The organism is Streptomyces sp. NPDC092045, assembly GCF_044756005.1.
GTDB lineage: Bacteria > Actinomycetota > Actinomycetes > Streptomycetales > Streptomycetaceae > Streptomyces.
In genome coordinates, this window is the sequence record NZ_JBIVSC010000004.1 from 88,406 (window position 1) to 109,950 (window position 21,545).

General features: G+C 71.8%; 20 protein-coding genes. 8 read left to right on the forward strand and 12 right to left on the reverse strand.

All coding sequences use genetic code 11. The features are described 5' to 3' along the window. Positions 1–143 precede the first annotated feature (143 nt). Complete coding sequence (locus ACIQKA_RS13880) at positions 144–557, forward strand: DUF6304 family protein (RefSeq protein ID WP_383156264.1); 414 nt, start codon at positions 144–146, stop codon at positions 555–557. A gap of 149 nt (positions 558–706) precedes the next feature. Here the strand turns inward: ACIQKA_RS13880 and snpA are convergent, their stop codons facing one another. Continuing rightward, positions 707–1,360: a snapalysin gene (gene snpA / locus ACIQKA_RS13885; RefSeq protein WP_383156266.1), complete on the reverse strand. Its 654-nt coding sequence runs from the start codon at positions 1,358–1,360 to the stop codon at positions 707–709. 185 nt (positions 1,361–1,545) lie between these two features. Between snpA and ACIQKA_RS13890 the strand changes: the two genes are divergently transcribed. Next, a complete protein-coding gene (locus tag ACIQKA_RS13890; protein WP_383434388.1) occupies positions 1,546–2,514 on the forward strand; it encodes a LysR family transcriptional regulator in 969 nt (322 codons plus the stop codon). A 193-nt stretch (positions 2,515–2,707) separates the two neighbouring features. Here the strand turns inward: ACIQKA_RS13890 and sodN are convergent, their stop codons facing one another. Further along, positions 2,708–3,103 carry a superoxide dismutase, Ni gene (gene sodN, locus ACIQKA_RS13895; protein WP_030207400.1) on the reverse strand — a complete coding sequence of 132 codons (396 nt, stop codon included), beginning with the start codon at positions 3,101–3,103 and terminating at the stop codon, positions 2,708–2,710. A gap of 174 nt (positions 3,104–3,277) precedes the next feature. On the opposite strand from sodN, the gene sodX reads away from it, so the two are divergent. Then, positions 3,278–3,712, forward strand: coding sequence for a nickel-type superoxide dismutase maturation protease (sodX, locus tag ACIQKA_RS13900; protein ID WP_402541011.1), 435 nt, complete (start codon positions 3,278–3,280; stop codon positions 3,710–3,712). On the opposite strand, the gene ACIQKA_RS13905 is transcribed toward sodX, so the two are convergent. Further along, a complete protein-coding gene (locus tag ACIQKA_RS13905) occupies positions 3,616–4,245 on the reverse strand; it encodes a CGNR zinc finger domain-containing protein (protein WP_402541013.1) in 630 nt (209 codons plus the stop codon). The two genes, sodX and ACIQKA_RS13905, sit on opposite strands and share 97 nt — an antisense overlap. 93 nt (positions 4,246–4,338) lie before the next feature. Between ACIQKA_RS13905 and ACIQKA_RS13910 the strand changes: the two genes are divergently transcribed. Further along, positions 4,339–5,088 carry a class I SAM-dependent methyltransferase gene (locus ACIQKA_RS13910; RefSeq protein ID WP_383156277.1) on the forward strand — a complete coding sequence of 250 codons (750 nt, stop codon included), beginning with the start codon at positions 4,339–4,341 and terminating at the stop codon, positions 5,086–5,088. Positions 5,089–5,150: 62 nt separating this feature from the next. On the opposite strand, the gene ACIQKA_RS13915 is transcribed toward ACIQKA_RS13910, so the two are convergent. The 3 genes from ACIQKA_RS13915 to ACIQKA_RS13925 are packed head-to-tail and all read right to left on the reverse strand — an operon-like array spanning position 5,151 to position 7,863. Beyond that, positions 5,151–5,918, reverse strand: coding sequence for an amino acid ABC transporter ATP-binding protein (locus tag ACIQKA_RS13915; protein ID WP_383156279.1), 768 nt, complete (start codon positions 5,916–5,918; stop codon positions 5,151–5,153). Continuing rightward, positions 5,915–6,865, reverse strand: coding sequence for an amino acid ABC transporter permease (locus tag ACIQKA_RS13920; protein ID WP_383156281.1), 951 nt, complete (start codon positions 6,863–6,865; stop codon positions 5,915–5,917). Before ACIQKA_RS13920 ends, ACIQKA_RS13915 begins: the two co-directional genes overlap by 4 nt. 29 nt (positions 6,866–6,894) lie before the next feature. Continuing rightward, on the reverse strand, positions 6,895–7,863 hold the full coding sequence (locus tag ACIQKA_RS13925; RefSeq protein WP_383156284.1) for an ABC transporter substrate-binding protein: 969 nt from the start codon (positions 7,861–7,863) through the stop codon (positions 6,895–6,897). 537 nt (positions 7,864–8,400) lie between these two features. Between ACIQKA_RS13925 and ACIQKA_RS13930 the strand changes: the two genes are divergently transcribed. The 3 genes from ACIQKA_RS13930 (at position 8,401) to ACIQKA_RS13940 (ending at position 12,407) form a co-directional block, all read left to right on the forward strand. Continuing rightward, positions 8,401–9,609, forward strand: coding sequence for an NADP-dependent malic enzyme (locus ACIQKA_RS13930; RefSeq protein ID WP_383156286.1), 1,209 nt, complete (start codon positions 8,401–8,403; stop codon positions 9,607–9,609). 251 nt (positions 9,610–9,860) lie between these two features. Further along, positions 9,861–10,826: a zinc-binding dehydrogenase gene (locus ACIQKA_RS13935; RefSeq protein WP_383434391.1), complete on the forward strand. Its 966-nt coding sequence runs from the start codon at positions 9,861–9,863 to the stop codon at positions 10,824–10,826. Positions 10,827–10,979: 153 nt separating this feature from the next. Continuing rightward, positions 10,980–12,407 carry a cellulase family glycosylhydrolase gene (locus ACIQKA_RS13940; RefSeq protein ID WP_402541016.1) on the forward strand — a complete coding sequence of 476 codons (1,428 nt, stop codon included), beginning with the start codon at positions 10,980–10,982 and terminating at the stop codon, positions 12,405–12,407. Positions 12,408–12,434: 27 nt separating this feature from the next. On the opposite strand, the gene ACIQKA_RS13945 is transcribed toward ACIQKA_RS13940, so the two are convergent. Together ACIQKA_RS13945 and ACIQKA_RS13950 are read right to left on the reverse strand one after the other, a co-directional pair. Continuing rightward, on the reverse strand, positions 12,435–13,343 hold the full coding sequence (locus tag ACIQKA_RS13945) for a PadR family transcriptional regulator (RefSeq protein WP_383156292.1): 909 nt from the start codon (positions 13,341–13,343) through the stop codon (positions 12,435–12,437). Position 13,344: 1 nt separating this feature from the next. Continuing rightward, positions 13,345–14,220: a DUF4097 family beta strand repeat-containing protein gene (locus tag ACIQKA_RS13950; RefSeq protein WP_402541017.1), complete on the reverse strand. Its 876-nt coding sequence runs from the start codon at positions 14,218–14,220 to the stop codon at positions 13,345–13,347. Between the two features lie 149 nt (positions 14,221–14,369). On the opposite strand from ACIQKA_RS13950, the gene ACIQKA_RS13955 reads away from it, so the two are divergent. After that, the gene (locus ACIQKA_RS13955) at positions 14,370–15,185 is read left to right on the forward strand and encodes a hypothetical protein (protein WP_402541019.1); all 816 of its coding nucleotides are present in this window, start codon (positions 14,370–14,372) and stop codon (positions 15,183–15,185) included. 30 nt (positions 15,186–15,215) lie between these two features. Here ACIQKA_RS13955 and ACIQKA_RS13960 read toward each other — a convergent pair whose 3' ends face one another. From ACIQKA_RS13960 to ACIQKA_RS13975, 4 genes are all read right to left on the reverse strand, one after another. Beyond that, positions 15,216–15,401: a DUF6104 family protein gene (locus ACIQKA_RS13960; protein WP_007266501.1), complete on the reverse strand. Its 186-nt coding sequence runs from the start codon at positions 15,399–15,401 to the stop codon at positions 15,216–15,218. A 122-nt stretch (positions 15,402–15,523) separates the two neighbouring features. After that, positions 15,524–19,348, reverse strand: coding sequence for a multifunctional oxoglutarate decarboxylase/oxoglutarate dehydrogenase thiamine pyrophosphate-binding subunit/dihydrolipoyllysine-residue succinyltransferase subunit (locus ACIQKA_RS13965; protein WP_383156300.1), 3,825 nt, complete (start codon positions 19,346–19,348; stop codon positions 15,524–15,526). 290 nt (positions 19,349–19,638) lie between these two features. Beyond that, positions 19,639–20,796: an ATP-binding protein gene (locus ACIQKA_RS13970; RefSeq protein WP_383156302.1), complete on the reverse strand. Its 1,158-nt coding sequence runs from the start codon at positions 20,794–20,796 to the stop codon at positions 19,639–19,641. Next, on the reverse strand, positions 20,793–21,530 hold the full coding sequence (locus tag ACIQKA_RS13975) for a response regulator transcription factor (protein ID WP_062752240.1): 738 nt from the start codon (positions 21,528–21,530) through the stop codon (positions 20,793–20,795). Before ACIQKA_RS13975 ends, ACIQKA_RS13970 begins: the two co-directional genes overlap by 4 nt. Positions 21,531–21,545 lie beyond the last annotated feature (15 nt).

Sequence of the window (21,545 nt, forward strand, 5' to 3'; positions counted from 1 at the left end):
GCGCGGGCGGCGGTCATCGGGAGCGCGCGGGCGCGGAAGCCGCGACACCGCACGTGACCGGCAAGAACGGCGAGATCGGGAGAAGTCCGGCCACGGGGTGGCCGGACGCGCGGCGGAGCCGTTCGTACCGCTACAGTCCGCGCATGTCATCGGAGTCGACAGAAGTCTGGACCGGCTGGTACCGGGACCGCAGCGGCGCGGAAGCGATCGCCATCACGGCCGACGGGCGGCACGTCGCCGTCCGGATCAGGGGCACCGAGTACGCGGGCGAGAGCTTCGCCGCGCTCGCCGCCGCCGACGGGCGGACCCTCACCGGCTGCGTCCTGGAGTGGGACCTGCCGCTCCCCGTCGTCGTGGACGGCGCCTCCCAGCGGGCCACGCTGAGCTGTCTGCTGACGCTCGGCGAACGGCCCGACCTCAGCCTCACGCTGCACTACGGCGGCGCCGCCTTCGAGGCGTGCGTCGCGGGGGGCGACTTCGAGGGGGCCCTCGACCGGGTCCGCCGCCAGCTGCCGCCCGGCGCGGACTTCGGCCGCCGCCTCCTCCAGCCGGCCTGACGGACCGCGAGCCGGCCTGACGGACCACGAGTCGGCCTGACGGGCCGCGAGCCGGTCTGACGGGCCGCGAGCCCCGGGAACGGCGACGAGGGCGGCGGCGCCCGGGGAGGGACGCCGCCGCCGTACTCGTACTGCCTGCCCCTACCGCGTCAGTTCTTGAAGGCCGAGGCGAGGCCGTAGCGCCACAGCTGGTCGACGCGGGCGCGCTCCTGCGTGTTCGGCTGGGCGTTCCGGCAGGACGTGCCGGGGCCGCCGCCCGACATCAGCTCGCTGCACGGGCCGCTGTAGTGGTCCGGGAGGCCGAGGACGTGCCCGGTCTCGTGGGCGGTCACCCGGGTCGAGTCGTACTGCTGGTTCTGCCGGTAGTCGAGGAAGATGTAGCCGCCGCCGTGGCCGTCGGTGCTGGCGTACGAGCCGCGGGAGTCGTTCCCCTCGTAGTAGCGGAAGTCGGGGTTGCTGCCCTCGACGAGCCGGACGTTCACCACCGAGCTGTTCCATATCTGGGTCGAGCGGGCGATCTGGGTGCGGAAGCTCGGCGCGTTGGAGGCGCTGTAGACGACGGTGACGGCGGCCGCGCCGGGGGCGGCGGCGCGCTTCTTCGCGACCGACTTCACGACGGCGTCGAAGAAGGCCTGGTTGGCCTTGGCCTCCGCGGCCGAACCCGCGTACGCCGCCGTGGCGTTGGCGGGGGCGACGGCTCGGTCGTCGGGCGCGGCGGCGGCCGGCGACGCACCGAGGGAGGCGGCGAGACCGACGCCGAGGGCGGCGGTCAGCGCGGAGGTGAGGACCTTGGAACGAAGCATGGGGGGCTCCTCCTGTGTGGGGTTGGGGAGAGTCTGGAGGGAGCCGGGGCGCGTGGGGATGATGCCAACCCCCGATAGCCCCACCGCATCACCCCTCCCTGACCGGTCAACCGCCTTTGAATGAAAGGTGATTGAGGGGTTCCGGGTATCTGGTGCGACTCAGGGAGCCGCCCTACCCTCGGGGCATGGAGCTGGAGGTGAGACATCTGCGCGCGCTCTGCGCCATCGCGGACGCGGGCAGCCTGCACAAGGCGGCGCGCCAACTGGGCATGAGTCAGCCCTCGTTGACCACCCAGCTGCGCCGGATCGAGAACTCCCTGGGCGCCGAACTCTTCTCGCGCGGCCGCACCGGCTGCCGCCCCACCCCGCTCGGCCGCTCGCTGCTCAACCGGGCCCGCCCCCTGGTCGCCGACATGGCCGCGCTCGTCACCGAGACCCGGGCCGCGGCCGCCCGCGCCGAAGGGTCGGGGCTCCGCGTCGGCTCCACCGCCAGCCGTGCGCTCCCCGGCTGGCTCCGCCGCCTCCGCCAGCGGCTGCCCGGCACCGAGGTCGGCCTGCGGGTGGACGTCTCCGCCCACGCGCTGCTCCGCATGGTCGCCGCCGGCCAGCTCGACGTGGCCTTCGTGCACGAGGTGGAGGGCTGCCCGTTACGGGTCCCCGAGGGGCTCACGGGGCGGGTCCTGGTCGCCCGCGAACCGCAGTTCGTCTCCATGGCCCGGGACCACCCGGCCGCCGCCCGGCCCGTCGTGGACCTCACCGACCTCGCCGACGACCACTGGATGGTCGACCCGACCGTCGACGGCGAATGGGACGGCCTGCGCAGGGTCCTGCACGCCGCCGGGATCGACCCGCCGCTGCTGCACGGCGACTACCACACGGCCGCCTCGCTCATCGCCCTCGGCGAGGCCGTCGCCCCCTGCCAGCCGACCTCGGGCCCGCGCGAGGACATGGCCATCCGCCCGCTGCGCGGCGACCCCCTGGCCGTCCGCCTCCTCCTGTACGCACGCCCGGGCGCCCCGCTGGACACCCTCTACGCGGAACTCGCCGCCGCCTACCGCGAGGCGGCCCTGCGCGCGGCCCCGTACCGCGAGTGGTTACGGGGCCAGGGGGCGGCGGCGGAAGTGCCGGTGGGGCCGTGCCCGACGCCGGTGTGAGCGCGGTTCCGGGGGACGGGCGCGGGAGACGGGTCCGGGCCCGCCGCGGAGGCCGACCGCCGACCGCGCGGCCGGTTCCGGGCTCTGCCCGAGGGGGGCACCACGGAGAACGTGCTCTCCCACCCGATCCCCGGAACGCCCGAAGGGGTACGACCGGAAACCGGTCGTACCCCTTCGGAGCGGGGACAGAAGGTCAGGCCTTCTTCGTCTCCCAGAAGATCCGGTCGATCTCGGCGATGAGCTCCAGCGCCTTCTCGCCCGTCTTCGGGTCCGTCGACGCCTTGGCGGCCGAGAGGGCCTTCAGGGTGTCGTTGACCAGCTGGTTGAGCTCGGGGTACTTCTCGAAGTGCGGGGCCTTGAAGTAGTCGCTCCAGAGCACCGAGACGTGGTGCTTGGCGAGCTCCGCGCGCTGCTCCTTGATGACCGTGGCGCGGGCCCGGAAGTGCGGGTCCTCGTTGGCCTGGTACTTCTCCTGGACAGCCTTGACGGACTCGGCCTCGATACGGGCCTGGGCCGGGTCGTACACGCCGCACGGGAGGTCGCAGTGGGCGCTGACCTTCACCTTGGGGGCAAACAGGCGGGAGAGCATTGAGCCGTCCTTCCTCGTGATCGTCTTCTCAGGTGGGACATTACTCGGTGAGAAGGGCGTTTTCGCGGGCGCCCCCTGGGGCTTAGGTCAAAAGTCCAGGGTCACCATGGGACTCGTGTACGAGTGGACGAGCGGGTCGGAGGGCCCGCGCGCGGGCGGATCTGGAGGTGCCGGATGAGCGGGTCGGGGCGGGAACGGGCGGGGGAGGCCGGTCCTCCGTTCGGGATCGCCGAGGTGACGGGCGTGTCGATGGTGCCCACGCTGCTGCACGGCGACCGGCTGCTCGTGCACTACGGCGGCCGGCTGCGGCCCGGGAGCGTGGCCGTGCTGCGCCATCCGCTCCAGCAGGACCTGCTCGTCGTGAAGCGTCTGATCGAGCGACGCGACGGCGGCTGGTGGGTGCTCGGCGACAACCCGGACGCCGAGGGGGACAGCCGGGTCTTCGGGGCCGTACCGCCCGAACTCGTGCTCGGACGGGTGCGGGCGCGGTACCGGCCCGTGACGCCGGGGCGTCAGCGCTCGGCCGGGGTGGCGCTCTCCTGGCTCGTCTCGTGCGTCAGGCCCGTGCGGTCCGTGCGCTCCGCCTCCAGGCGCTTGCGGGCCCGGTAGGCGGCCACGTTCGCGCGGGTCGCGCAGCGGTCCGAGCAGTAGCGCCGGGACCGGTTGGTGGAGGTGTCCAGGTAGGCGTTGCGGCACGGCGGCGCCTGGCACAGGCCCAGCCGGTCCGCGCCGAACTCGGTCAGGTGGAAGGCCAGCCCCATCGCGCAGATGGCCGCGTACCCCGTGGTCGCGTTCGAGGAGTGGTCCGCGAGGTGCATGTGCCACCTGGGCCGCCCCGCCTCGTCGAGGAAGTCGTGGCCCGAGATCTGCGGGCTGACCGGGAACTCCAGGAGCAGGGAGTTCAGGAGGTCCACGGCCCCCGTGTGGTCGCCCTCGTCGGCCGCCGTGAAGACCGCCCGCAGCCGGGTCCGGATCGCGCGGAAGCGCGGCACGTCGGCCTCGGTGACCCGCCGGGCCATCTGGGAGGCCGAGCCGAAGAGGTCCCGCACCACCTCGACGGAGGTGAGGGAGTCCTTGCCGCGGGCCGGCTCCTCGGTGTTGACCAGACGCACGGCGAAATCCGAGTAATGGGCCAGTTCCACTTGTAGTCCTTACTTCGGCGGGCTAGTGTCTCGGTCGAAGGGGTAACGGCTGTTTCCCCTTCGAGGGTATTACGAAGTGGGGAGGGCACGACGATGACCGGAACCGACTGGGCGGCCTGGCAGCAGAGCTGGGACCGTCAGCAGGAGTGGTACATGCCGGACCGCGAGGAGCGGTTCCGCGTGATGCTCGACATGGTCGAGGCGCTGGTGGGGCCGAAGCCCCGCGTCCTCGACCTCGCGTGCGGTACGGGAAGTATCACGGATCGGCTCCTCAAGAGGTTCCCGGAGGCGACCAGTACCGGTGTCGACCTCGACCCCGCCCTCCTCGCGATCGCCGAGGGCCACTTCGCCGGGGACGAGCGCGTCGCCTTCGTGACCGCCGACCTCAAGGACCCCGCGTGGACCGCGGACCTGCCGCACGACTCGTACGACGCCGTCCTCACCGCCACCGCCCTGCACTGGCTCCACGCCGAGCCCCTCGCCGCCCTCTACGGGCAGCTCGCCGGGCTCGTCCGGGACGGCGGGGTCTTCATGAACGCCGACCACATGATCGACGAGACCACCCCCCGCATCAACGCCGGCGAGCGGGCCCTGCGGCACGCCCGGATGGACCGCGAGAAGGCCGCCGGGGTCCTCGACTGGGCCGACTGGTGGGCCCTCGCCGCGAAGGACCCCGTCCTCGCCGGGCCCACCGCCCGCCGCTTCGAGATCTACGGCGAGCACGCCGACGGCGACATGCCCTCCCCGCGCTGGCACGCCGACACCCTGCGCGCCGCCGGCTTCGGCGAGGCCCGGGCCGTCTGGGCCTCGCCCTCCGACACCCTGCTCCTCGCGGTGAAGTAGCCGGGCCGGAGACGGACGAAGGGGCGGTACGGGAGATCCCGTACCGCCCCTTCGCGCGCGCCTTACAGCACCTTGGACAGGAACGCCTTCGTCCGGTCGTGCTGCGGGTTGCCCAGGACGTCGCGCGGGTTGCCCGACTCGACCACCACGCCGCCGTCCATGAAGACCAGCGAGTCGCCGACCTCGCGGGCGAAGCCCATCTCGTGCGTGACGACGACCATCGTCATGCCCGACTCGGCCAGGTCCCGCATGACGTCGAGGACGTCGCCCACCAGCTCCGGGTCGAGCGCCGAGGTGGGCTCGTCGAAGAGCATCAGCTTCGGCTCCATCGCCAGCGCGCGGGCGATCGCCACGCGCTGCTGCTGGCCGCCGGAGAGCTGCGAGGGGTAGTTCCCCATCTTGTCCCGCAGGCCGACCCGGTCGAGCAGGCGCTCGGCGCGCTCGCGCGCCACCGCCTTGGAGTCGCCCTTCACCTGGACGGGCGCCTCCATGACGTTGGCCAGGGCCGTCATGTGCGGGAAGAGGTTGAAGCGCTGGAAGACCATGCCGATGTCGCGGCGCTGGAGCGCGACCTCGCTGTCCTTCAGCTCGTAGAGCTTGTCGCCCTTCTGGCGGTAGCCCACCAGCTGCCCGTCGACCGAGAGCCGGCCGGCGTCGATGCGCTCCAGGTGGTTGATGCACCGCAGGAAGGTCGACTTGCCCGAGCCGGACGGGCCGACCAGGCAGAAGACCTCGCCGTTGCGGACCTCCAGGTCGATGCCCCGGAGGATGTGGGCGGCGCCGTAGGACTTGTGGACGCCTTCTGCCTTGACCATGGGCTCGCCGGTCATCGGGACACCTCCGGGCGCTTGAACGTGCTCAGGTTCGCCTTGATCCGCTGCCAGGGGGTGGGCGGCAGGTTGCGGGTCGAACCGCGGGAGAAGCGACGCTCCAGGTAGTACTGGCCGACGCTGAACACGCTGGTCAGCGCGAGGTACCAGATGGAGGCGACGAAGAGCATCTCCATCACGGCGCCGGCCGTGCTGCCGATGTTCGACGAGGCCCGCAGGAGTTCGGTGTACTGCACGGCCGAGACCAGCGACGAGGTCTTCAGCATGTTGATGAACTCGTTGCCCGTCGGCGGCACGATCACCCGCATGGCCTGCGGCAGGACGATCCGGCCCATGGTCTTCGTCTGGGACATGCCGAGCGCGTGCGCCGCCTCGGTCTGGCCCTCGTCGACCGACTGGATGCCGGCCCGGACGATCTCCGCCATGTAGGCGCCCTCGTTCAGGCCGAGGCCGAGCAGGGCCACCATGAACGGCGTCATGACGTCCACGGTCTCGTTCTTGTAGATCGGCCCGAGGTCGATGTACTGGAAGATCAGCGACAGGTTGAACCAGACGAGCAGCTGCACGTAGACCGGCGTGCCGCGGAAGAACCAGATGTAGAGCCAGGCCACCGCGCCGGTGACCGGGTTCTTGGAGAGCCGCATCACGGCGAAGAGGATGCCGAGGACGAGGCCCAGCGCCATCGAGGCGACGCTGATGATGATGGTGTTCCACAGGCCGCTGACGATCGACGGGTCGAACACCTTGTCCCACACCGTGTCCCAGATGACGTTGCCCTGGGAGAAGGCATAGACCAGCCAGCCGAGGAGGACCACGACCACCACGGCGCTGACCCAGCGGCCGTAGTGCCGCACGGGGACGGCCTTGATCGCCTCGTACGGGGAGGGGCCCGAGGGGCCGGACCCGGCCGGAGCGGCGGCCGGGTCCTTGTGGATCTTGTCAGTCATGACGACTGCCCTTCAGTGGTGCGACGAGGTCACTTGCCGGCGTTGACGGTGGCCGACTTGACCGCGCTGTCCTCGACGTCCCACTTCTTCAGGGCCTCGGCGTAGGTGCCGTCCTTGATGATGGCGTCGAGCGCTTCCTTGACGGCGTCGCGCAGCTGGGGCTTGTCCTTGGAGACGCCGATGCCGAAGAGGCCGACGTCGCTCTGGCTGCCGACGACCTCGAAGTCGTTGCCGCCGCCCGAGGTCTTCGCGATGTACGCGGCCACCGGGTAGTCGTTCAGGTCGGCGACCGCGCCGCCGGCCTTGACGCGGGTCTGAGCCTCGGCGTCGGTGTCGAAGGCCTGGATGGTCAGCTTCTTGTCGCCGCACTTGGTGGCCTGCGCCTTGAAGGTGTCCTCGTAGATCGTGCCGCGCTGGACGGCCACGGTCCTGCCGCAGAGGTCGTCGAGGGAGTTGATGCCCTGCGGGTTGCCCTTCTTGACCAGGAGGGAGACGCCGGAGCTGAAGTAGTCGACGAAGTCGATGCCCTTGCCGATCTTCTTCCCGTTGTCGTCCAGGCCCTCCTGGCGCTTCTTGTTGTCCGTCATCGAGGACATGATCAGGTCCTGGCGACCGCTGTAGATCGAGGTGATCAGGCCGTCGAAGGTGCCCGAGACGAACTCCAGCCTCACACCGAGCTGCTTGCCCAGGGCCTGCGCGATGTCGGGGTCGACGCCGACGATCTTCCCGCCCTCGGTGAACTCCATCGGGGCGTACGAGGCGTCCGTGCCGACCTTGATGACGCCGGACTTCTGGATGTCGGCCGGGAGCTTCGAGAAGAGCGGGGCGCTGGAGGCGGGCTTCTCCGAGGGCGAGGTGCCCCCGGACGAGCCGCCCTCGGTCTGGTCGCCACAGGCGGTCAGCAGCATGGAGCCGGCGACCGCGATGGCGGCGACCGCGGCAAGACGGGACGTGCGGGTCTTGGCGGCGGTCGTACAACGCGTGGAGCGTGCGGTCATGGTCGGGTTCCTCCGGCGTATCAGGGAGATGCCAGGTGGCCACGTACGCATCTTCGAGTGTCGCGGCCTTGTGTGATTACGGCATCTTGCCATTCGGACTGCCTCAAACCGACGGCCACGGATGTCAAAATCGGGTAACGGGTGACCCCCGAATCACGACAGACCGCTCCATCAGGGCCGGATCTTCTGCGGAATACCTTCCACTGCGCCGAAAAATATCCGGTTGATCTCGCCATTCGGACGACACCAAGGCCGCCAATCGGGTGCCCTGGGCATCTATGCGGACATCGTGTGACGTGTCGTTACCCGTACGTGCCCGGATGCTCTCGGTATGAGTCGTGTCACCGAACGGTTATGGACTCGTCTGCGGTGCCGTCCGTCCGGTAAGAAGGATCCTTACACCCCTCATCCGGGGCTCAGGGCGCGTTGTGCGGCGTGCCCGAGCGGCTGCCCGACAAGGCGGCCGCGGTGCCTCCCCACCCCTCCTCAACCGGGAGCGGCCACCCTCAAATGAAACAGACTCAAGGGGTCAACCCAATGGCAGCGGAGATCGTCAACCCTCGCAACGACAGCGGTACGGAGGCTCCCGAGGAGCCCTTCGATCCTGTCTTCGCCCTCCACCGGGGCGGCAAGATGGCCGTGCAGGCCACCGTTCCCCTCCGGGACAAGGACGACCTGTCCCTCGCGTACACCCCCGGCGTCGCCAAGGTGTGCACGGCGATCGCCGAGCAGCCCGAGCTGGTCAACGACTACACCTGGAAGTCCCAGGTCGTCGCGGTCGTGACCGACGGCACCGCGGTGCTCGGCCTCGGCGACATCGGCCCGGAGGCCTCCCTCCCGGTCATGGAGGGGAAGGCCATCCTCTTCAAGCAGTTCGGCGGCGTGGACGCGGTCCCGATCGCCCTCGCCACCACCGACACCGACGAGATCGTCGAGACCGTCGTCCGGCTCGCCCCCTCCTTCGGCGGCGTGAACCTGGAGGACATCTCGGCCCCGCGGTGCTTCGAGATCGAGCGCAGGCTCCAGGCGCGCCTCGACATCCCGGTCTTCCACGACGACCAGCACGGCACCGCGATCGTCACCCTCGCGGCCCTGCGCAACGCGGCGAAGCTGACCGACCGCAACCTCGGCAACCTGCGCGCGGTCATCTCCGGCGCCGGCGCGGCCGGTGTCGCCATCGCGAAGTTCCTCCTGGAGGCCGGCCTCGGCGACGTCGCCGTCGCCGACCGCAAGGGCATCGTCAGCCGTGACCGCGGCGACCTCACGGACGTCAAGCGCGAGCTCGCGGAGATCACCAACAAGGCGGGCCTGACCGGCTCCCTGGAGGACGCCCTCGCCGGCGCCGACGTCTTCATCGGCGTCTCCGGCGGCACGGTCCCCGAGGCGGCCGTCGCCTCCATGGCCCCGAACGCCTTCGTGTTCGCCATGGCCAACCCGAACCCCGAGGTCCACCCCGACGTCGCGCACAAGTACGCGGCCGTCGTGGCGACCGGCCGTTCGGACTACCCGAACCAGATCAACAACGTCCTCGCGTTCCCCGGCATCTTCGCCGGCGCGCTCCAGGTCCGGGCCTCCCGGATCACCGAGGGCATGAAGATCGCCGCGGCGAACGCGCTCGCGGACGTGGTCGGCGACCAGCTCGCCGCCGACTACGTGATCCCGTCGCCGTTCGACGAGCGGGTCGCCCCGGCCGTCACGGCCGCGGTCGCCGCCGCCGCCCGCGCCGAGGGCGTCGCCCGCCGCTGACGCGCCTCCGGCACGCCCGAAGGGCCCTGTCCTGTACGCCGGGACGGGGCCCTTCGGCGTACGGGACGATCCTCCCCGCCGGTACGACCGCTCCCGGGCTCGTACGGGGCGGGTTCCGGCCTCCCGGCGGGCCGTACGGGGGCGGCCACGGGGTCTCGGGCGGCACCTCCGGCGCCCCGGGGCCGCCGGGCGACACGGGTCACACCGGGGTGTGGTTCCCCCGCCCGCCCGCGCGCCCTAGGGTCGGGGCCATGTTCGCTGCCTACGCCGCCCGAATCGACCGTGACCAGCCGCTGAACGGCCTTGAGTTGGGCGAACGCCCCGAACCCGAGGCACGGGCCGGATGGACCACCGTCACCGTCAAGGCCGCCTCCCTCAACCACCACGACCTGTGGTCGCTGCGCGGGGTGGGCCTGCCCGAGGAGAAGCTGCCGATGATCCTCGGCTGCGACGCCGCCGGGATCGACGAGGACGGCAACGAGGTCGTCCTGCACTCCGTGATCGGCCAGACGGGTCACGGCGTCGGCCCGGACGAGCCCCGGTCCATCCTCACCGAGCGCTACCAGGGCACCTTCGCCGAGCGGGTCACCGTGCCCCGCTGGAACGTGCTGCCCAAGCCGAAGGAGCTCTCCTTCGAGGAGGCCGCCTGCCTGCCCACCGCCTGGCTGACCGCCTACCGCATGCTCTTCACCAACGCCGGGGTGCGGCCCGGCGACTCGGTCCTCGTGCAGGGCGCGGGCGGCGGCGTGGCCACCGCCGCGATCGCCCTCGGCAAGGCGGCCGGCCTGCGGGTCTTCGCCACCAGCCGCGACGAGGAGAAGCGCAAGCGTGCCGTCGAGCTCGGCGCCGTCGAGGCGTACGAGGCGGGGGCGCGGCTCCCGCAGCGGGTGGACGCGGTCATCGAGACCGTCGGCGCCGCGACCTGGTCCCACTCGGTCAAGTCGCTGCGGCCGGGCGGCACGCTCGTCATCTCGGGCGCCACCAGCGGCGACCGTCCCTCGCACGCCGAGCTGACCCGGATCTTCTTCCTGGAGCTGAAGGTCGTCGGCTCCACGATGGGCTCCAGGGACGAGCTGGAGGACCTGCTGTCCTTCTGCGCGGCCACCGGCGTCCGCCCGGTCATCGACGACGTCCTGCCGCTCGACCGGGCGCGGGAGGGCTTCGAGAAGATGGCCGCGGGCGACCTCTTCGGAAAGGTCGTCCTGACCACCTCCTGAAGACCCACCCCCGAAGAACCGCCTCCTGAAGCCCTGCCTCCTGAAGCCCTGCCTTCTGAGGATCTTCCGACGGCCTCTTGATGACTCGTCAGTAGTGCTGATGGGATCTCCGGCACGCGCACCCCGAACACACCGTCGTGCCGGAGGTCCTCCATGCCGCGAACCACCTGGCGAACCACCCTTCTCGCGAGCGCCGTCGTCGCCGCGCTGCTCGCCCCCACGGCCGCCCGCGCCGAGCCCGCGAACGGAGCCGGAGACGGAGCCGCGAACAGAGCCGGACGCACGGCCGGCGACCGCATCCCCGTCCTCACCGACGAGCACGGCCGCGCCCTCACCCTGCGCGGCTGGAACGTCGAGGACAAGGCGAACCGCGGCGACGCCGCCCTCTCCGCCGTCACCGAGAAGCACTTCCGCGACATGCGGGCCAAGGGCTTCAACTTCGCCCGCCTCCTGGTCTTCTGGGACGACCTGGAGCCCCGGCCCGGCCGGTACAGCCAGGACTACCTGCGGAAGATCGAACGGATCCTGGACTGGGCGGAGAAGCACGACGTCAAGGTCCTCCTCGACGCCCACCAGGACGTCTTCGGGCCCGCGTTCGGCCACCGGGGCATCCCCGAGTGGGCGACCAGGACCGACGGGCTGCCCTTCACCCCGCGCCCCGACGACTGGTTCTCCGAGTACTTCGAGCCCGCCGTCCAGCGGGCCTTCACCCATCTGTACGAGGACGAGGACCTGCGGCGCGCCCAGGCCCGCATGTGGCGGGTGCTCGCCGACCGCTTCGACGACCATCCGGCCGTCCTCGGCTACGACCTGATCAACGAGCCGATGGGAGAGGTCCGGGAGGGCGAGGACCTGGCGACGGCGGCCCGGCGCATCGAACGGGACCAGCTCACCCCGCTCTACAACCGGCTCGCCGACGCCGTCCGCTCGGTCGACCGGGACGCCTGGATCTTCGTCGAGCCGACTCCCGTCGTCGGCGAGGGCGTGCCCACCGGGCTCGGACGGATCCACGACCCGAAGGTCGTCTACGCCCCGCACTTCTACAACACCGGCATGGAGGCGGGCGCCGACTACGACCCCGCCGCCGGCTGGATCGAGAACTACGAGCGGGCCGTCACCCTCTACCCCGAGCGCTACAAGGTGCCCGTGGTCGTGGGGGAGTGGGGGCCGCTCAACAACTCCCTGCCGAACATGAACCGCTTCTACCGCGACGCGATGTCCTCCCTCGGCCGCTACGGCTCCGGCTGGGCGGGCTACGTGTGGTGCTACGGCGGCGGCTACTGCGCGGTCGACGGCACCGGCGCCTTCCGCACCAACAAGGAGCTGACCGCCGAGCCGTACGCGGAGGCGGTCGCGGGCCGGGTCCGCTCCGCCGCCCACGACCCCGCGACCGGGGTCTGCCGCCTCGTGTACGACGCCGCCGGGCGCCGGGGCTCCCGGGTCACCGAGCTCTCCCTGCCGCCCGGCGACTGGCGGGTGACGGCCCGGGGCGCGGCCGTCGTCCTCCGCGAGGGCCGGGGCAGGGCCCGGGTCCTCGCGGCCCCGGACGCCCGGGTGACGGTCACGGTCACCCGCCGCTGACGCCCCCGGGCCCCGCCGCCGCTTCGCTCACGCCTTCCGCTCGGGGCGCAGCAGGCCCGTGATGCGGTGGGCCGCTGTCGCGAGGTGGCGGCGGGTCTCGGCGAGCTGCTCCGGGGTCACCCCGTGGTCGCGGGCCGCGTCCCGGACCTCGTCGCGGAAGCGGTCGAGGAGCCGGTCGAGGTCGCGGGCCGGATCGCCCGAACCCTCCACGTCCCGCGCCCACTCCGGCGTCTCGTCGGCCGGGGCCGCCGCGAACGGCGGCTCCCGGTCGGCGGCGCCGGCGGCCTTCGGATGGGTCGTGCCCGTCACCAGGTCCCCGAGCTGGGCCGTGATGCCCGAGATCCCCTCCCAGACCCCCTTGGGCCAGTCACCGCGCGAGAAGCGGTCCTGGACCTCCTCCTGGACCTGCTGGGCGATCCGCTGGAACTCCTTCGCCTGGCGGCGCGCCGAGCGGGCCTCCGCGCGGGCCTCGCGGGCCTGCTGCTTCCACTCCTGCCCGACCCGGCGCAGCTCCTCCTTGGCGTCGGCGAACGAGGAGGGCTCCGCCGTGCGGGTCCGGCCCGCCGCCGCGCGCATCTCGCTGCGGACCCGGCCGGCCGCGCCGCGCACGTCGTCGCGTATCTCCGCCGCCAGCTCCGACACCGACTCGCGGATCTCCCGCTCCAGGTCGTCCAGTTCGGTGCCGCGCCCGGCCAGTTCGGCGCGGCCCGCCTCGGTGATCGAGTACACCTTCCGGCCCCCCTCGCTGGCGTGGGTGACGAGCCCCTCGGCCTCCAGCTTGGCCAGGCGCGGGTAGACCGTGCCGGCCGAGGGCGCGTAGAGCCCCTGGAAGCGCTCCTCCAGGAGCCTGATCACCTCGTAGCCGTGGCGCGGGGCCTCGTCGAGCAGTTTGAGCAGATAGAGGCGCAGGCGGCCGTGGGCGAAGACGGGCGGCATGTCAGAGCACCTTTCCGGTCGCGGAGGGGGCGGAGGAGGGGTCGGCGCCGGTGTCCTCGTCCGCCTCGGGGCGGCGGAGCAGGGCGATGGAGCCGGAGACGGTGGTGGCCCTGAGCGTGCCCCGGCCCGCGCCGAGGGTGCCGCTGACGGTCTTGGCGCCCCACTGGCCCCCCACCCGGAGGTCCTCGAAGGCGTTCGACACGGAGCCGCTGGTGGTGCTCGCCTCGACCCGGGCGTCGGCCGGGTGCGGGAGCCGGATGGCGACCTCGCCGGAGACGCTGGTGAGCCGGATGTCGGCGGGCGGGCCGTCGAGCCCGGCCGGGTCGAGGTCGACGACCATGTCGCCGCTGACCGTCTCGGCCTGCACGGAGCCGCCGGAGCCCTCGATCACCGTCACGTCCCCGGTCATGGAGTTGGCCCGCAGGGCGCCGGTGACCGACTGGGCCTCCAGGCTTCCCGAGACGCTCTCGGCGCGGACCGGGCCGGAGAGCCCCAGGAGGGTGGTGTCGCCGCTGACGCCGCGCACCTCCGTACGCCCCCGGACGCCGGAGACGACGACCTCGGCGCCGACCACGCCCACCTCGACGTCGGCCCCCGCGGGGACGGCGACGGAGACGACGGCCCGGCGCCGGTACTCCTTGCGGTCGAGCAGCTTGAGGACGTGCTTCCACTGGAGGTCCTCGTAGCCCACGGTCAGGGTGGAGCCGTCCTGCGACACGAGCAGGGGCGGGCCCTCGACCTCGGAGACCTCCACGCGGGCGGAGTCCTCGTCCGTCCCCACCACGTTCACCGTGCCGTTGACGACGCGGATCCGCAGGCGCGTCACAGGGTCGGCCGGCGCCAGTTTCGTCGGCTCGGCGACGGACCACTCTGTCATGGTGCTGACCTCCCGTATCGGCAACGCAACATATCGCGTCTCTCGATGAACACGATATATCGCGGTTGAACGAAGTCAACCCCGACTCTTCCCTGAGACGAGGGGTTCAATCACTCCCTTACCCGGACAAATTGACCTAGCGTAGGGGCATGAACGCGACATCCGGACCGAAGCCCGTCGGGGCGCTGCTGCTCTGCCGCGCCGATCCCCCGGCGGTCCGGCCGCCGGCCCGGCTGCTCGGGGAGCACCTGCTCCTCGCCCCCGCCGGACCCGGCTGGAGCGTCCTCGTACCGGAGGGGAAGCCCTGGCTGCACGGCGGGGAGCCCGTCGAGCGGGTCGTCACCGGCTGGGCCACCGCCCTCGCCGTCCCGGCCGCCACCTGGCCCGTCGTCGCCCTGTGGTGGGACCGCGACCGGGCCGGACTCACCCTGGCCGCCGGCTTCCGCCGCACGGTCGGCTACACCTGGCTCGCGGACGGCACCCCCGCCGGCGAGGACGAGGCCATGCGGACCTTCGCCGCCCGGCTCGCCCTCGACCCCGTCCTCGACGTGCAGGCCCTCGAATCCCTCACCGCGCCCGACCCGGAGGCCGACGCCCACAGCCGGCTCGTCGGGATCGTCGCGGTCCTCGCCCGCGCCGGCCTCGCGCTGCCCACCGGACTCGTCCCCGGCGACCGCGCCGACCGGCTCCGCTCCGTCGCCCTCGCGCAGGGCGCCGAACAGCTCGAACGGCCCGGCCGGCGCGACGCGGTGCGCGCCGAGCTCGACGTGGTGGAGGGCGGCCCCCTCGGCCCGTACCTGCGCGGCCCCCGGGCGCGCGCGCTGGGCGGGGCGCAGCTCCTGGCGGGGGTGCCGCTGCTGCTCTGGGGCGCCGGACGGCGCAGCGGCGGCTGGGCGGCGGCCGGGGCCCTGCTCGTCGCCCACGGGGCCCTCGGACTCGCCTACGACCGGCTCAGGGAGCGGTGACCGCACGGCGTCCGGGGACGCGGCGGCGTCCTACTCGTCGTCCTCGTCCTCGTCGTCCAGACGGGCCAGCCAGGTCGCGAGGCGCTCGACCGGCACCTCGAAGTCGGGGTTGAGGTCGACGAACGTCCGCAGCTGCTCGGCGAGCCACTCGAAGGTGACCTCCTCCTCGCCGCGCCGCTTCTCCAGTTCCTCGATGCCACGGTCGGTGAAGTACATGCGATCAGGATAGGCCGTGTCCCGCGCCTCCCCGCCGCCGCCCGCCCGGGTCCGGGAACGCCGGAGGCCCGGCACCCCGTGGGGGTGCCGGGCCTCCGTCCGTTCCGCGCGAGCGGTGCGGATCAGGCGTCGAAGACCTCGTCGACGAGCTGCTGCTGCTCCGCCTGGTGGCGCTTGGCGGAGCCGACCGCCGGGGAGGAGGAGTGCGGACGCGAGATCCGGCGCAGGCGCTCGCCCGCCGGGATGTCCGCGCCGACCGCCAGGTCGAGGTGGTCGATCAGGTTGAGCGCGATGAACGGCCAGGCGCCCTGGTTCGCCGGCTCCTCCTGGGCCCACAGGTACTTCTCGGCGTTCGGGTACTTGGCGATCTCGGCCTGGAGCTCGGCACCCGGCAGCGGGTACAGGCGCTCCAGACGGATGATCGCCGTGTCCGTGACGCCGCGCTTCTGACGCTCGGCCTCCAGGTCGTAGTAGACCTTGCCCGCGCAGAAGACGACCTTGCGGACGTCGGCCGGGTCGACCGTCCCGTCGCCGATCACCGGGCGGAAGCCGCCGGTGGTGAACTCCTCCACCTTGGACGCCGCGGCCTTCAGGCGGAGCATCGACTTCGGGGTGAAGACGATGAGCGGCTTGTGGTGCGGGTTGTGCACCTGCCAGCGCAGGAGGTGGAAGTAGTTCGACGGCAGCGTCGGCATGGCGACCGTCATGTTGTCCTGGGCGCACATCTGGAGGAAGCGCTCCGGGCGCGCGGACGAGTGGTCCGGTCCCTGGCCCTCGTAGCCGTGCGGCAGGAGCAGCGTGACGCCGGAGGTCTGGCCCCACTTCTGCTCGGCGGAGGAGATGAACTCGTCGACGACGGTCTGCGCGCCGTTGACGAAGTCGCCGAACTGGGCCTCCCAGACGACCAGGGCGTCCGGGCGGGCCAGCGAGTAGCCGTACTCGAAGCCCATCGCCGCGTACTCGCTGAGCAGCGAGTCGTAGACGTTGTAGTGGGCCTGGTCCTCGGTCAGGTAGAGCAGCGGGGTGTAGTCCTCGCCGGTCTCCTGGTCCACCAGGACCGCGTGGCGCTGGCCGAAGGTGCCGCGGCGGGAGTCCTGGCCGGAGAGACGGACCGGGGTGCCCTCCATCAGCAGGGAGCCGATGGCGAGGGTCTCGCCGAAGCCCCAGTCGATGGTGCCGTCGTCGATGGACGCGGCGCGGCGCTGCATCTGCGGGAGCAGGCGCGGGTGGACCGTGATCCGGTCCGGCACGTTGACCTGGGACTCGGCGATCCGCTTCACGACCTCCTGGGAGACCGCGGTGGTGACGGAGACCGGGAACTCGGCCTGGGCGTCCGGGACGTGCACCGAGGACGAGGCGGCGGTGGTGGCCTCGCGGACCTCCGCGAACACCTTCTCCAGCTGGCCCTGGAAGTCCTGGAGCGACTGCTCCGCCTCCTCCAGGGTGATGTCGCCGCGACCGATGAGCGACTCGGTGTACAGCTTGCGCACCGAACGCTTCTTGTCGATCAGGTTGTACATCTGCGGGTTGGTGAACGAGGGGTTGTCGCCCTCGTTGTGACCGCGGCGGCGGTAGCAGATGAGGTCGATCACGACGTCCTTGTTGAACGTCTGGCGGAACTCGAAGGCGAGCCGCGCGACGCGGACCACGGCCTCCGGGTCGTCGCCGTTCACGTGGAAGATCGGCGCCTCGATCATGCGGGCCACGTCGGTCGCGTACATCGAGGAACGCGAGGACTCCGGGGCGGCGGTGAAGCCGACCTGGTTGTTGATGACGATGTGGACCGTGCCGCCGGTGCGGTAGCCCCGCAGCTGCGACATGTTCAGCGTCTCGGCGACGACGCCCTGGCCGGCGAAGGCCGCGTCGCCGTGGAGGGCGACGGGCAGGACGGTGAAGTCCGTGCCGCCCTTGTTGATGACGTCCTGCTTGGCGCGGACGACGCCCTCCAGGACCGGGTCGACCGCCTCCAGGTGCGAGGGGTTGGCGGTGAGCGAGACCTTGATCTGCTCGCCGTCCAGGCCCGTGAAGGTGCCCTCGGCGCCCAGGTGGTACTTGACGTCGCCGGAGCCGTGCATCGACTTCGGGTCGAGGTTGCCCTCGAACTCGCGGAAGATCTGCGCGTACGACTTGCCCACGATGTTCGCCAGGACGTTCAGCCGGCCGCGGTGGGCCATGCCGATGACGACCTCGTCGAGGCGCGACTCGGCGGCCGAGTCGATGACCGCGTCGAGCAGCGGGATGACGGACTCGCCGCCCTCCAGGGAGAAGCGCTTCTGGCCGACGTACTTCGTCTGGAGGAAGGTCTCGAAGGCCTCGGCGGCGTTCAGGCGGCGCAGGATCCGCAGCTGCTCCTCGCGCTCCACGCGGGAGTGCGGGCGCTCGACGCGGTCCTGGATCCACTTGCGCTGCTTCGGGTCCTGGATGTGCATGAACTCGACGCCGGTGGTGCGGCAGTACGAGTCGCGCAGCACGCCGAGGATGTCGCGGAGCTTCATCATCGACTTGCCGGCGAAGCCGCCGACCGCGAACTCGCGCTCCAGGTCCCACAGGGTGAGGCCGTGCTCGGTGATGTCCAGGTCGGGGTGCTTGCGCTGCTTGTACTCCAGCGGGTCGGTGTCGGCCATGACGTGGCCGCGGACCCGGTAGGAGTGGATCAGCTCGAAGACCCGCGCGGCCTTGGTGACGTCGTCGTCGTGGGAGGCGTCGATGTCGCGGAGCCAGCGGACCGGCTCGTAGGGGATGCGCAGGGCCTTGAAGATCTCGTCGTAGAAGCCCTCCTCGCCGAGGAGCAGGTTCGAGACGATCCGCAGGAACTCGCCGGAGGCGGCGCCCTGGATGACCCGGTGGTCGTACGTCGAGGTCAGGGTCATGACCTTGGAGATGCCCAGCTTGTTCAGGGTGTCCTGGGAGGTGCCCTGGAACTCGGCCGGGTAGTCCATCGAGCCGACGCCCATGATGACCGACTGACCGGGCATCAGACGCGGCACGGAGTGGACCGTGCCGAGGCCGCCGGGGTTGGTCAGGGAGACGGTGACGCCGGAGAAGTCCTCCATCGTCAGCTTGCCCACGCGGGCGCGCTTGACGATGTCCTCGTACGCCTGCCAGAACTCGAAGAAGTTGAGCGTCTCGGCCTTCTTGATGCCCGCGACGACGAGCTGGCGGTCGCCGTTGGGCTTCACCAGGTCGATCGCGAGGCCGAAGTTCACGTGCTCCGGCTTGACCAGGGTCGGCTTGCCGTCCTTCTCCGCGAAGGAGTGGTTCATGGACGGCATGGCCTTGATGGCCTGCACCATCGCGTAGCCGATGAGGTGGGTGAAGGAGATCTTCCCGCCCCGGGCGCGCTTCAGGTGGTTGTTGATCACGATCCGGTTGTCGAAGAGCAGCTTCACCGGGACGGCGCGGACGGACGTGGCCGTCGGCACCTCCAGGGAGGCGTTCATGTTCTTCGCGACCGCGGCGGCGGGGCCGCGCAGCGTGATCAGCTCGGGACCGGCCGGGGCCTCGGACGCCGGAGCGGCCTTGGCGGCGGGCTTCGCGGCGGCCGGCGCGGCCTGGGCGGCGGCCGGCTTGGCGGCCGCGGGGGCCGCCTTCACCGCGGCCGGGGCGGCGGGAGCCGCGGCCGGCTTCTGTGCGGCGGGAGCCGGAGCGGGCGCGGGCACGGAGGCCGGAGCGGCGGGCGCGGCCTGTGCGGGGCCCGTCCGCCGCTCGGCGGGCGCGCTGGGCGCGCTCTGAGCGGGCGCCGGGGCGGCCGGGGTCTCCGACGCTCCGGGCTTGTAGTCGGCGAAGAAGTCCCACCAGGCACGATCGACCGAATTCGGGTCCTGGAGGTACTGCTGGTAGATCTCGTCGACGAGCCACTCATTGGCACCGAAGGCGGTCGCAGGGTTCTGGCCCTGCCCGTCTTGGTCGGTCGGGGAGCTCGGGGTACTGGGGGACTGAGACGACACGGCGGCAACCGCCCTCTTCCGCTTCACAAGGTGATGGACAGCGGAAATAAAGGCTACGCCTGTCCGGCCGGGAGGTGCAGGCCGGGCACTCCAACGTCGCGCAAGTCACACTTGACGGGGTGTTTCGGAGCCGTGAATGGCGGGAAACAAGCGTGGTTCCGCTGGTGTGAGGGTACGGAAAGGCATCGGCACGGCCCCCTTCGGCCGCACCCCTGATCGCACCCCGTTCACGTGCACGGAGGTCTTGCCCGCGTCCACGCAGAACGTGTTCTTCCGGTTCGAACCCTACGTCAATCCGTCGGTGGACGACTGCCCGGAAGAGTGACTCTGATGCGGCACCCGCGTGATGATTCGGCCACGCCGATCTCGCCGCCGTGCAGATCGACCGCCCAGCGGGCGATCGCGAGCCCCAGACCCGTCCCGCCGTCGCTGGCCGGACCCTGCCGGCGCGAGGCCGAACCCCGGTTGAACCGCTGGAAGACCTTGTGCCGCTCCGACTCCGGGATGCCGGGGCCCTCGTCCTCGACCTCCAGCTCCAGGGAGTCCGCATACGGGCCGCGCCGGGCCCGCACGGTGACCCGGCCGTGCGGCGGGGAGTGCTTCACCGCGTTGTCGATCAGGTTCGCCATCACCTGGTGCAGCCGCTCCGCATCCGCGTGGGCGACCAGCTCGGGCGGCGACACGTCCAGGTGCAGGTGCACGTCCGTGCGGTTGTGCAGGCCCGAGGTGGACGACAGGCCGCGCTGGGACGCGGCGAGGTTCGCCTCCCGCAGGACCCCGGACAGATAGGGCCACACCTCGAAGCGGCGCCCCCGCAGGGCGACGACACCGTTGTCAAGGCGTGACAGGTCGAGGAGCGTCTCCACCAGCCGGCCGAGCCGCTCGGTCTGCCCGAGCGCCGACCGCATCGTCTCGGGATCGGCCTCGGACACCCCGTCCACGACGTTCTCCAGAACGGCCCGCAGCGCGGCGATCGGGGTCCGCAGCTCGTGCGAGACGTTGGCCACCAGCTCCTTGCGGTGCCGGTCCACGGCCTCCAGGTCGTCCGCCATGCGGTTGATCGTCGACGCGAGGTCGCCCAGCTCGTCCCGCCGGTCCGCGCCCCGCACCCGGCGGCTGAAGTCGCCGCGCGAGATCGTCCCGGCCACCGTGGTCATCTCGTCCAGCGGGGCCGTCAGGGACTGGGCCACGAACTGGGTGATGAGCAGGGTCGCGATCATCGCGAAGATCGTGATGTACCGGAACTCGGTGGACGTGCGGATCGCCACGAGCGCGAGGCAGGAGGTCAGCAGGACCGCCCCGACGACGAGCGCGCCGAGCTTGGTCTTGATGGAGATCACGATCCGGCGGCGCCGCCGCCCGCCGCCGGGACCGCCGGGCCCCCCGGTTCCGCCCGGCCCCCCGGTCGCCTTCGGCTCCTCCGGCCCTCCGGGCCTCCGGGGGCTCATGGCGCCGGGGTCTCCAGCGCGTAGCCGACGCCGTGGACCGTGCGGATCCGCTCGGCCCCGATCTTCCGGCGCAGCGCCTTGATGTGGCTGTCCACGGTCCGGGTGCCCGAGGCGTCCGCCCAGTCCCACACCTCGGCGAGGAGCTGCTCGCGGGAGAGGACCGCGCGGGGCGTGCTCGCCAGACAGACGAGGAGGTCGAACTCGGTCGGGGTCAGGTGCACGTCCTCCGTCCGGACCCGGACCCGCCGCTGCGCGTGGTCGATCTCCAGTTCGCCCAGGCGGAGGATGCCGCTGCGCGGGGTGACCGCCGCGAGCGCGGCCCGCTCGACCCGGCGGAGCAGCACGTGCACCCGGGCGGCCAGCTCGCGCATCGAGAACGGCTTCGTCATGTAGTCGTCCGCCCCGACGCCGAGGCCGACCAGCATGTCGGTCTCGTCGTCGCGGGCGGTCAGCATGAGGACCGGGACGGGCCGCTGGGCCTGGACCCTGCGGCACACCTCCAGGCCGTCGAAGCCGGGCAGCATGATGTCCAGGACCATCAGGTCGGGCTGCCACGCCTCGGCGGCGTCGACGGCGGCGGGACCGTCGGTCGCGGTCTGCACGAGGAAGCCCTCGGCGCGCAGCCGGGCGGAGATCGCCTCGACGATCGTGGCGTCGTCCTCGACCACCAGGACGCGCCGCTGGGCCCCCGGAGTGGCCGCCGCACCGTGGTGAGTGGTGTGTGTCTGCTCCATTGCCCCGCCTCGCGT

Excerpts from the sequence above, each read along its gene's own strand:
- ACIQKA_RS13940 (WP_402541016.1), top strand. The coding sequence starts at position 10,980 with ATGCCGCGAACCACCTGGCGAACCACCCTTCTCGCGAGCGCCGTCGTC.
- snpA (WP_383156266.1), bottom strand. The coding sequence starts at position 1,360 with ATGCTTCGTTCCAAGGTCCTCACCTCCGCGCTGACCGCCGCCCTCGGC.
- ACIQKA_RS13950 (WP_402541017.1), bottom strand. The coding sequence starts at position 14,220 with ATGACAGAGTGGTCCGTCGCCGAGCCGACGAAACTGGCGCCGGCCGAC.
- ACIQKA_RS13960 (WP_007266501.1), bottom strand. The coding sequence starts at position 15,401 with ATGTACTTCACCGACCGTGGCATCGAGGAACTGGAGAAGCGGCGCGGC.
- ACIQKA_RS13975 (WP_062752240.1), bottom strand. The coding sequence starts at position 21,530 with ATGGAGCAGACACACACCACTCACCACGGTGCGGCGGCCACTCCGGGG.
- ACIQKA_RS13920 (WP_383156281.1), bottom strand. The coding sequence starts at position 6,865 with ATGACTGACAAGATCCACAAGGACCCGGCCGCCGCTCCGGCCGGGTCC.
- ACIQKA_RS13930 (WP_383156286.1), top strand. The coding sequence starts at position 8,401 with ATGGCAGCGGAGATCGTCAACCCTCGCAACGACAGCGGTACGGAGGCT.
- ACIQKA_RS13915 (WP_383156279.1), bottom strand. The coding sequence starts at position 5,918 with ATGACCGGCGAGCCCATGGTCAAGGCAGAAGGCGTCCACAAGTCCTAC.
- ACIQKA_RS13925 (WP_383156284.1), bottom strand. The coding sequence starts at position 7,863 with ATGACCGCACGCTCCACGCGTTGTACGACCGCCGCCAAGACCCGCACG.
- ACIQKA_RS13880 (WP_383156264.1), top strand. The coding sequence starts at position 144 with ATGTCATCGGAGTCGACAGAAGTCTGGACCGGCTGGTACCGGGACCGC.
- sodX (WP_402541011.1), top strand. The coding sequence starts at position 3,278 with ATGAGCGGGTCGGGGCGGGAACGGGCGGGGGAGGCCGGTCCTCCGTTC.
- ACIQKA_RS13945 (WP_383156292.1), bottom strand. The coding sequence starts at position 13,343 with ATGCCGCCCGTCTTCGCCCACGGCCGCCTGCGCCTCTATCTGCTCAAA.
- ACIQKA_RS13935 (WP_383434391.1), top strand. The coding sequence starts at position 9,861 with ATGTTCGCTGCCTACGCCGCCCGAATCGACCGTGACCAGCCGCTGAAC.
- ACIQKA_RS13955 (WP_402541019.1), top strand. The coding sequence starts at position 14,370 with ATGAACGCGACATCCGGACCGAAGCCCGTCGGGGCGCTGCTGCTCTGC.
- ACIQKA_RS13910 (WP_383156277.1), top strand. The coding sequence starts at position 4,339 with ATGACCGGAACCGACTGGGCGGCCTGGCAGCAGAGCTGGGACCGTCAG.
- ACIQKA_RS13890 (WP_383434388.1), top strand. The coding sequence starts at position 1,546 with ATGGAGCTGGAGGTGAGACATCTGCGCGCGCTCTGCGCCATCGCGGAC.
- ACIQKA_RS13970 (WP_383156302.1), bottom strand. The coding sequence starts at position 20,796 with ATGAGCCCCCGGAGGCCCGGAGGGCCGGAGGAGCCGAAGGCGACCGGG.
- sodN (WP_030207400.1), bottom strand. The coding sequence starts at position 3,103 with ATGCTCTCCCGCCTGTTTGCCCCCAAGGTGAAGGTCAGCGCCCACTGC.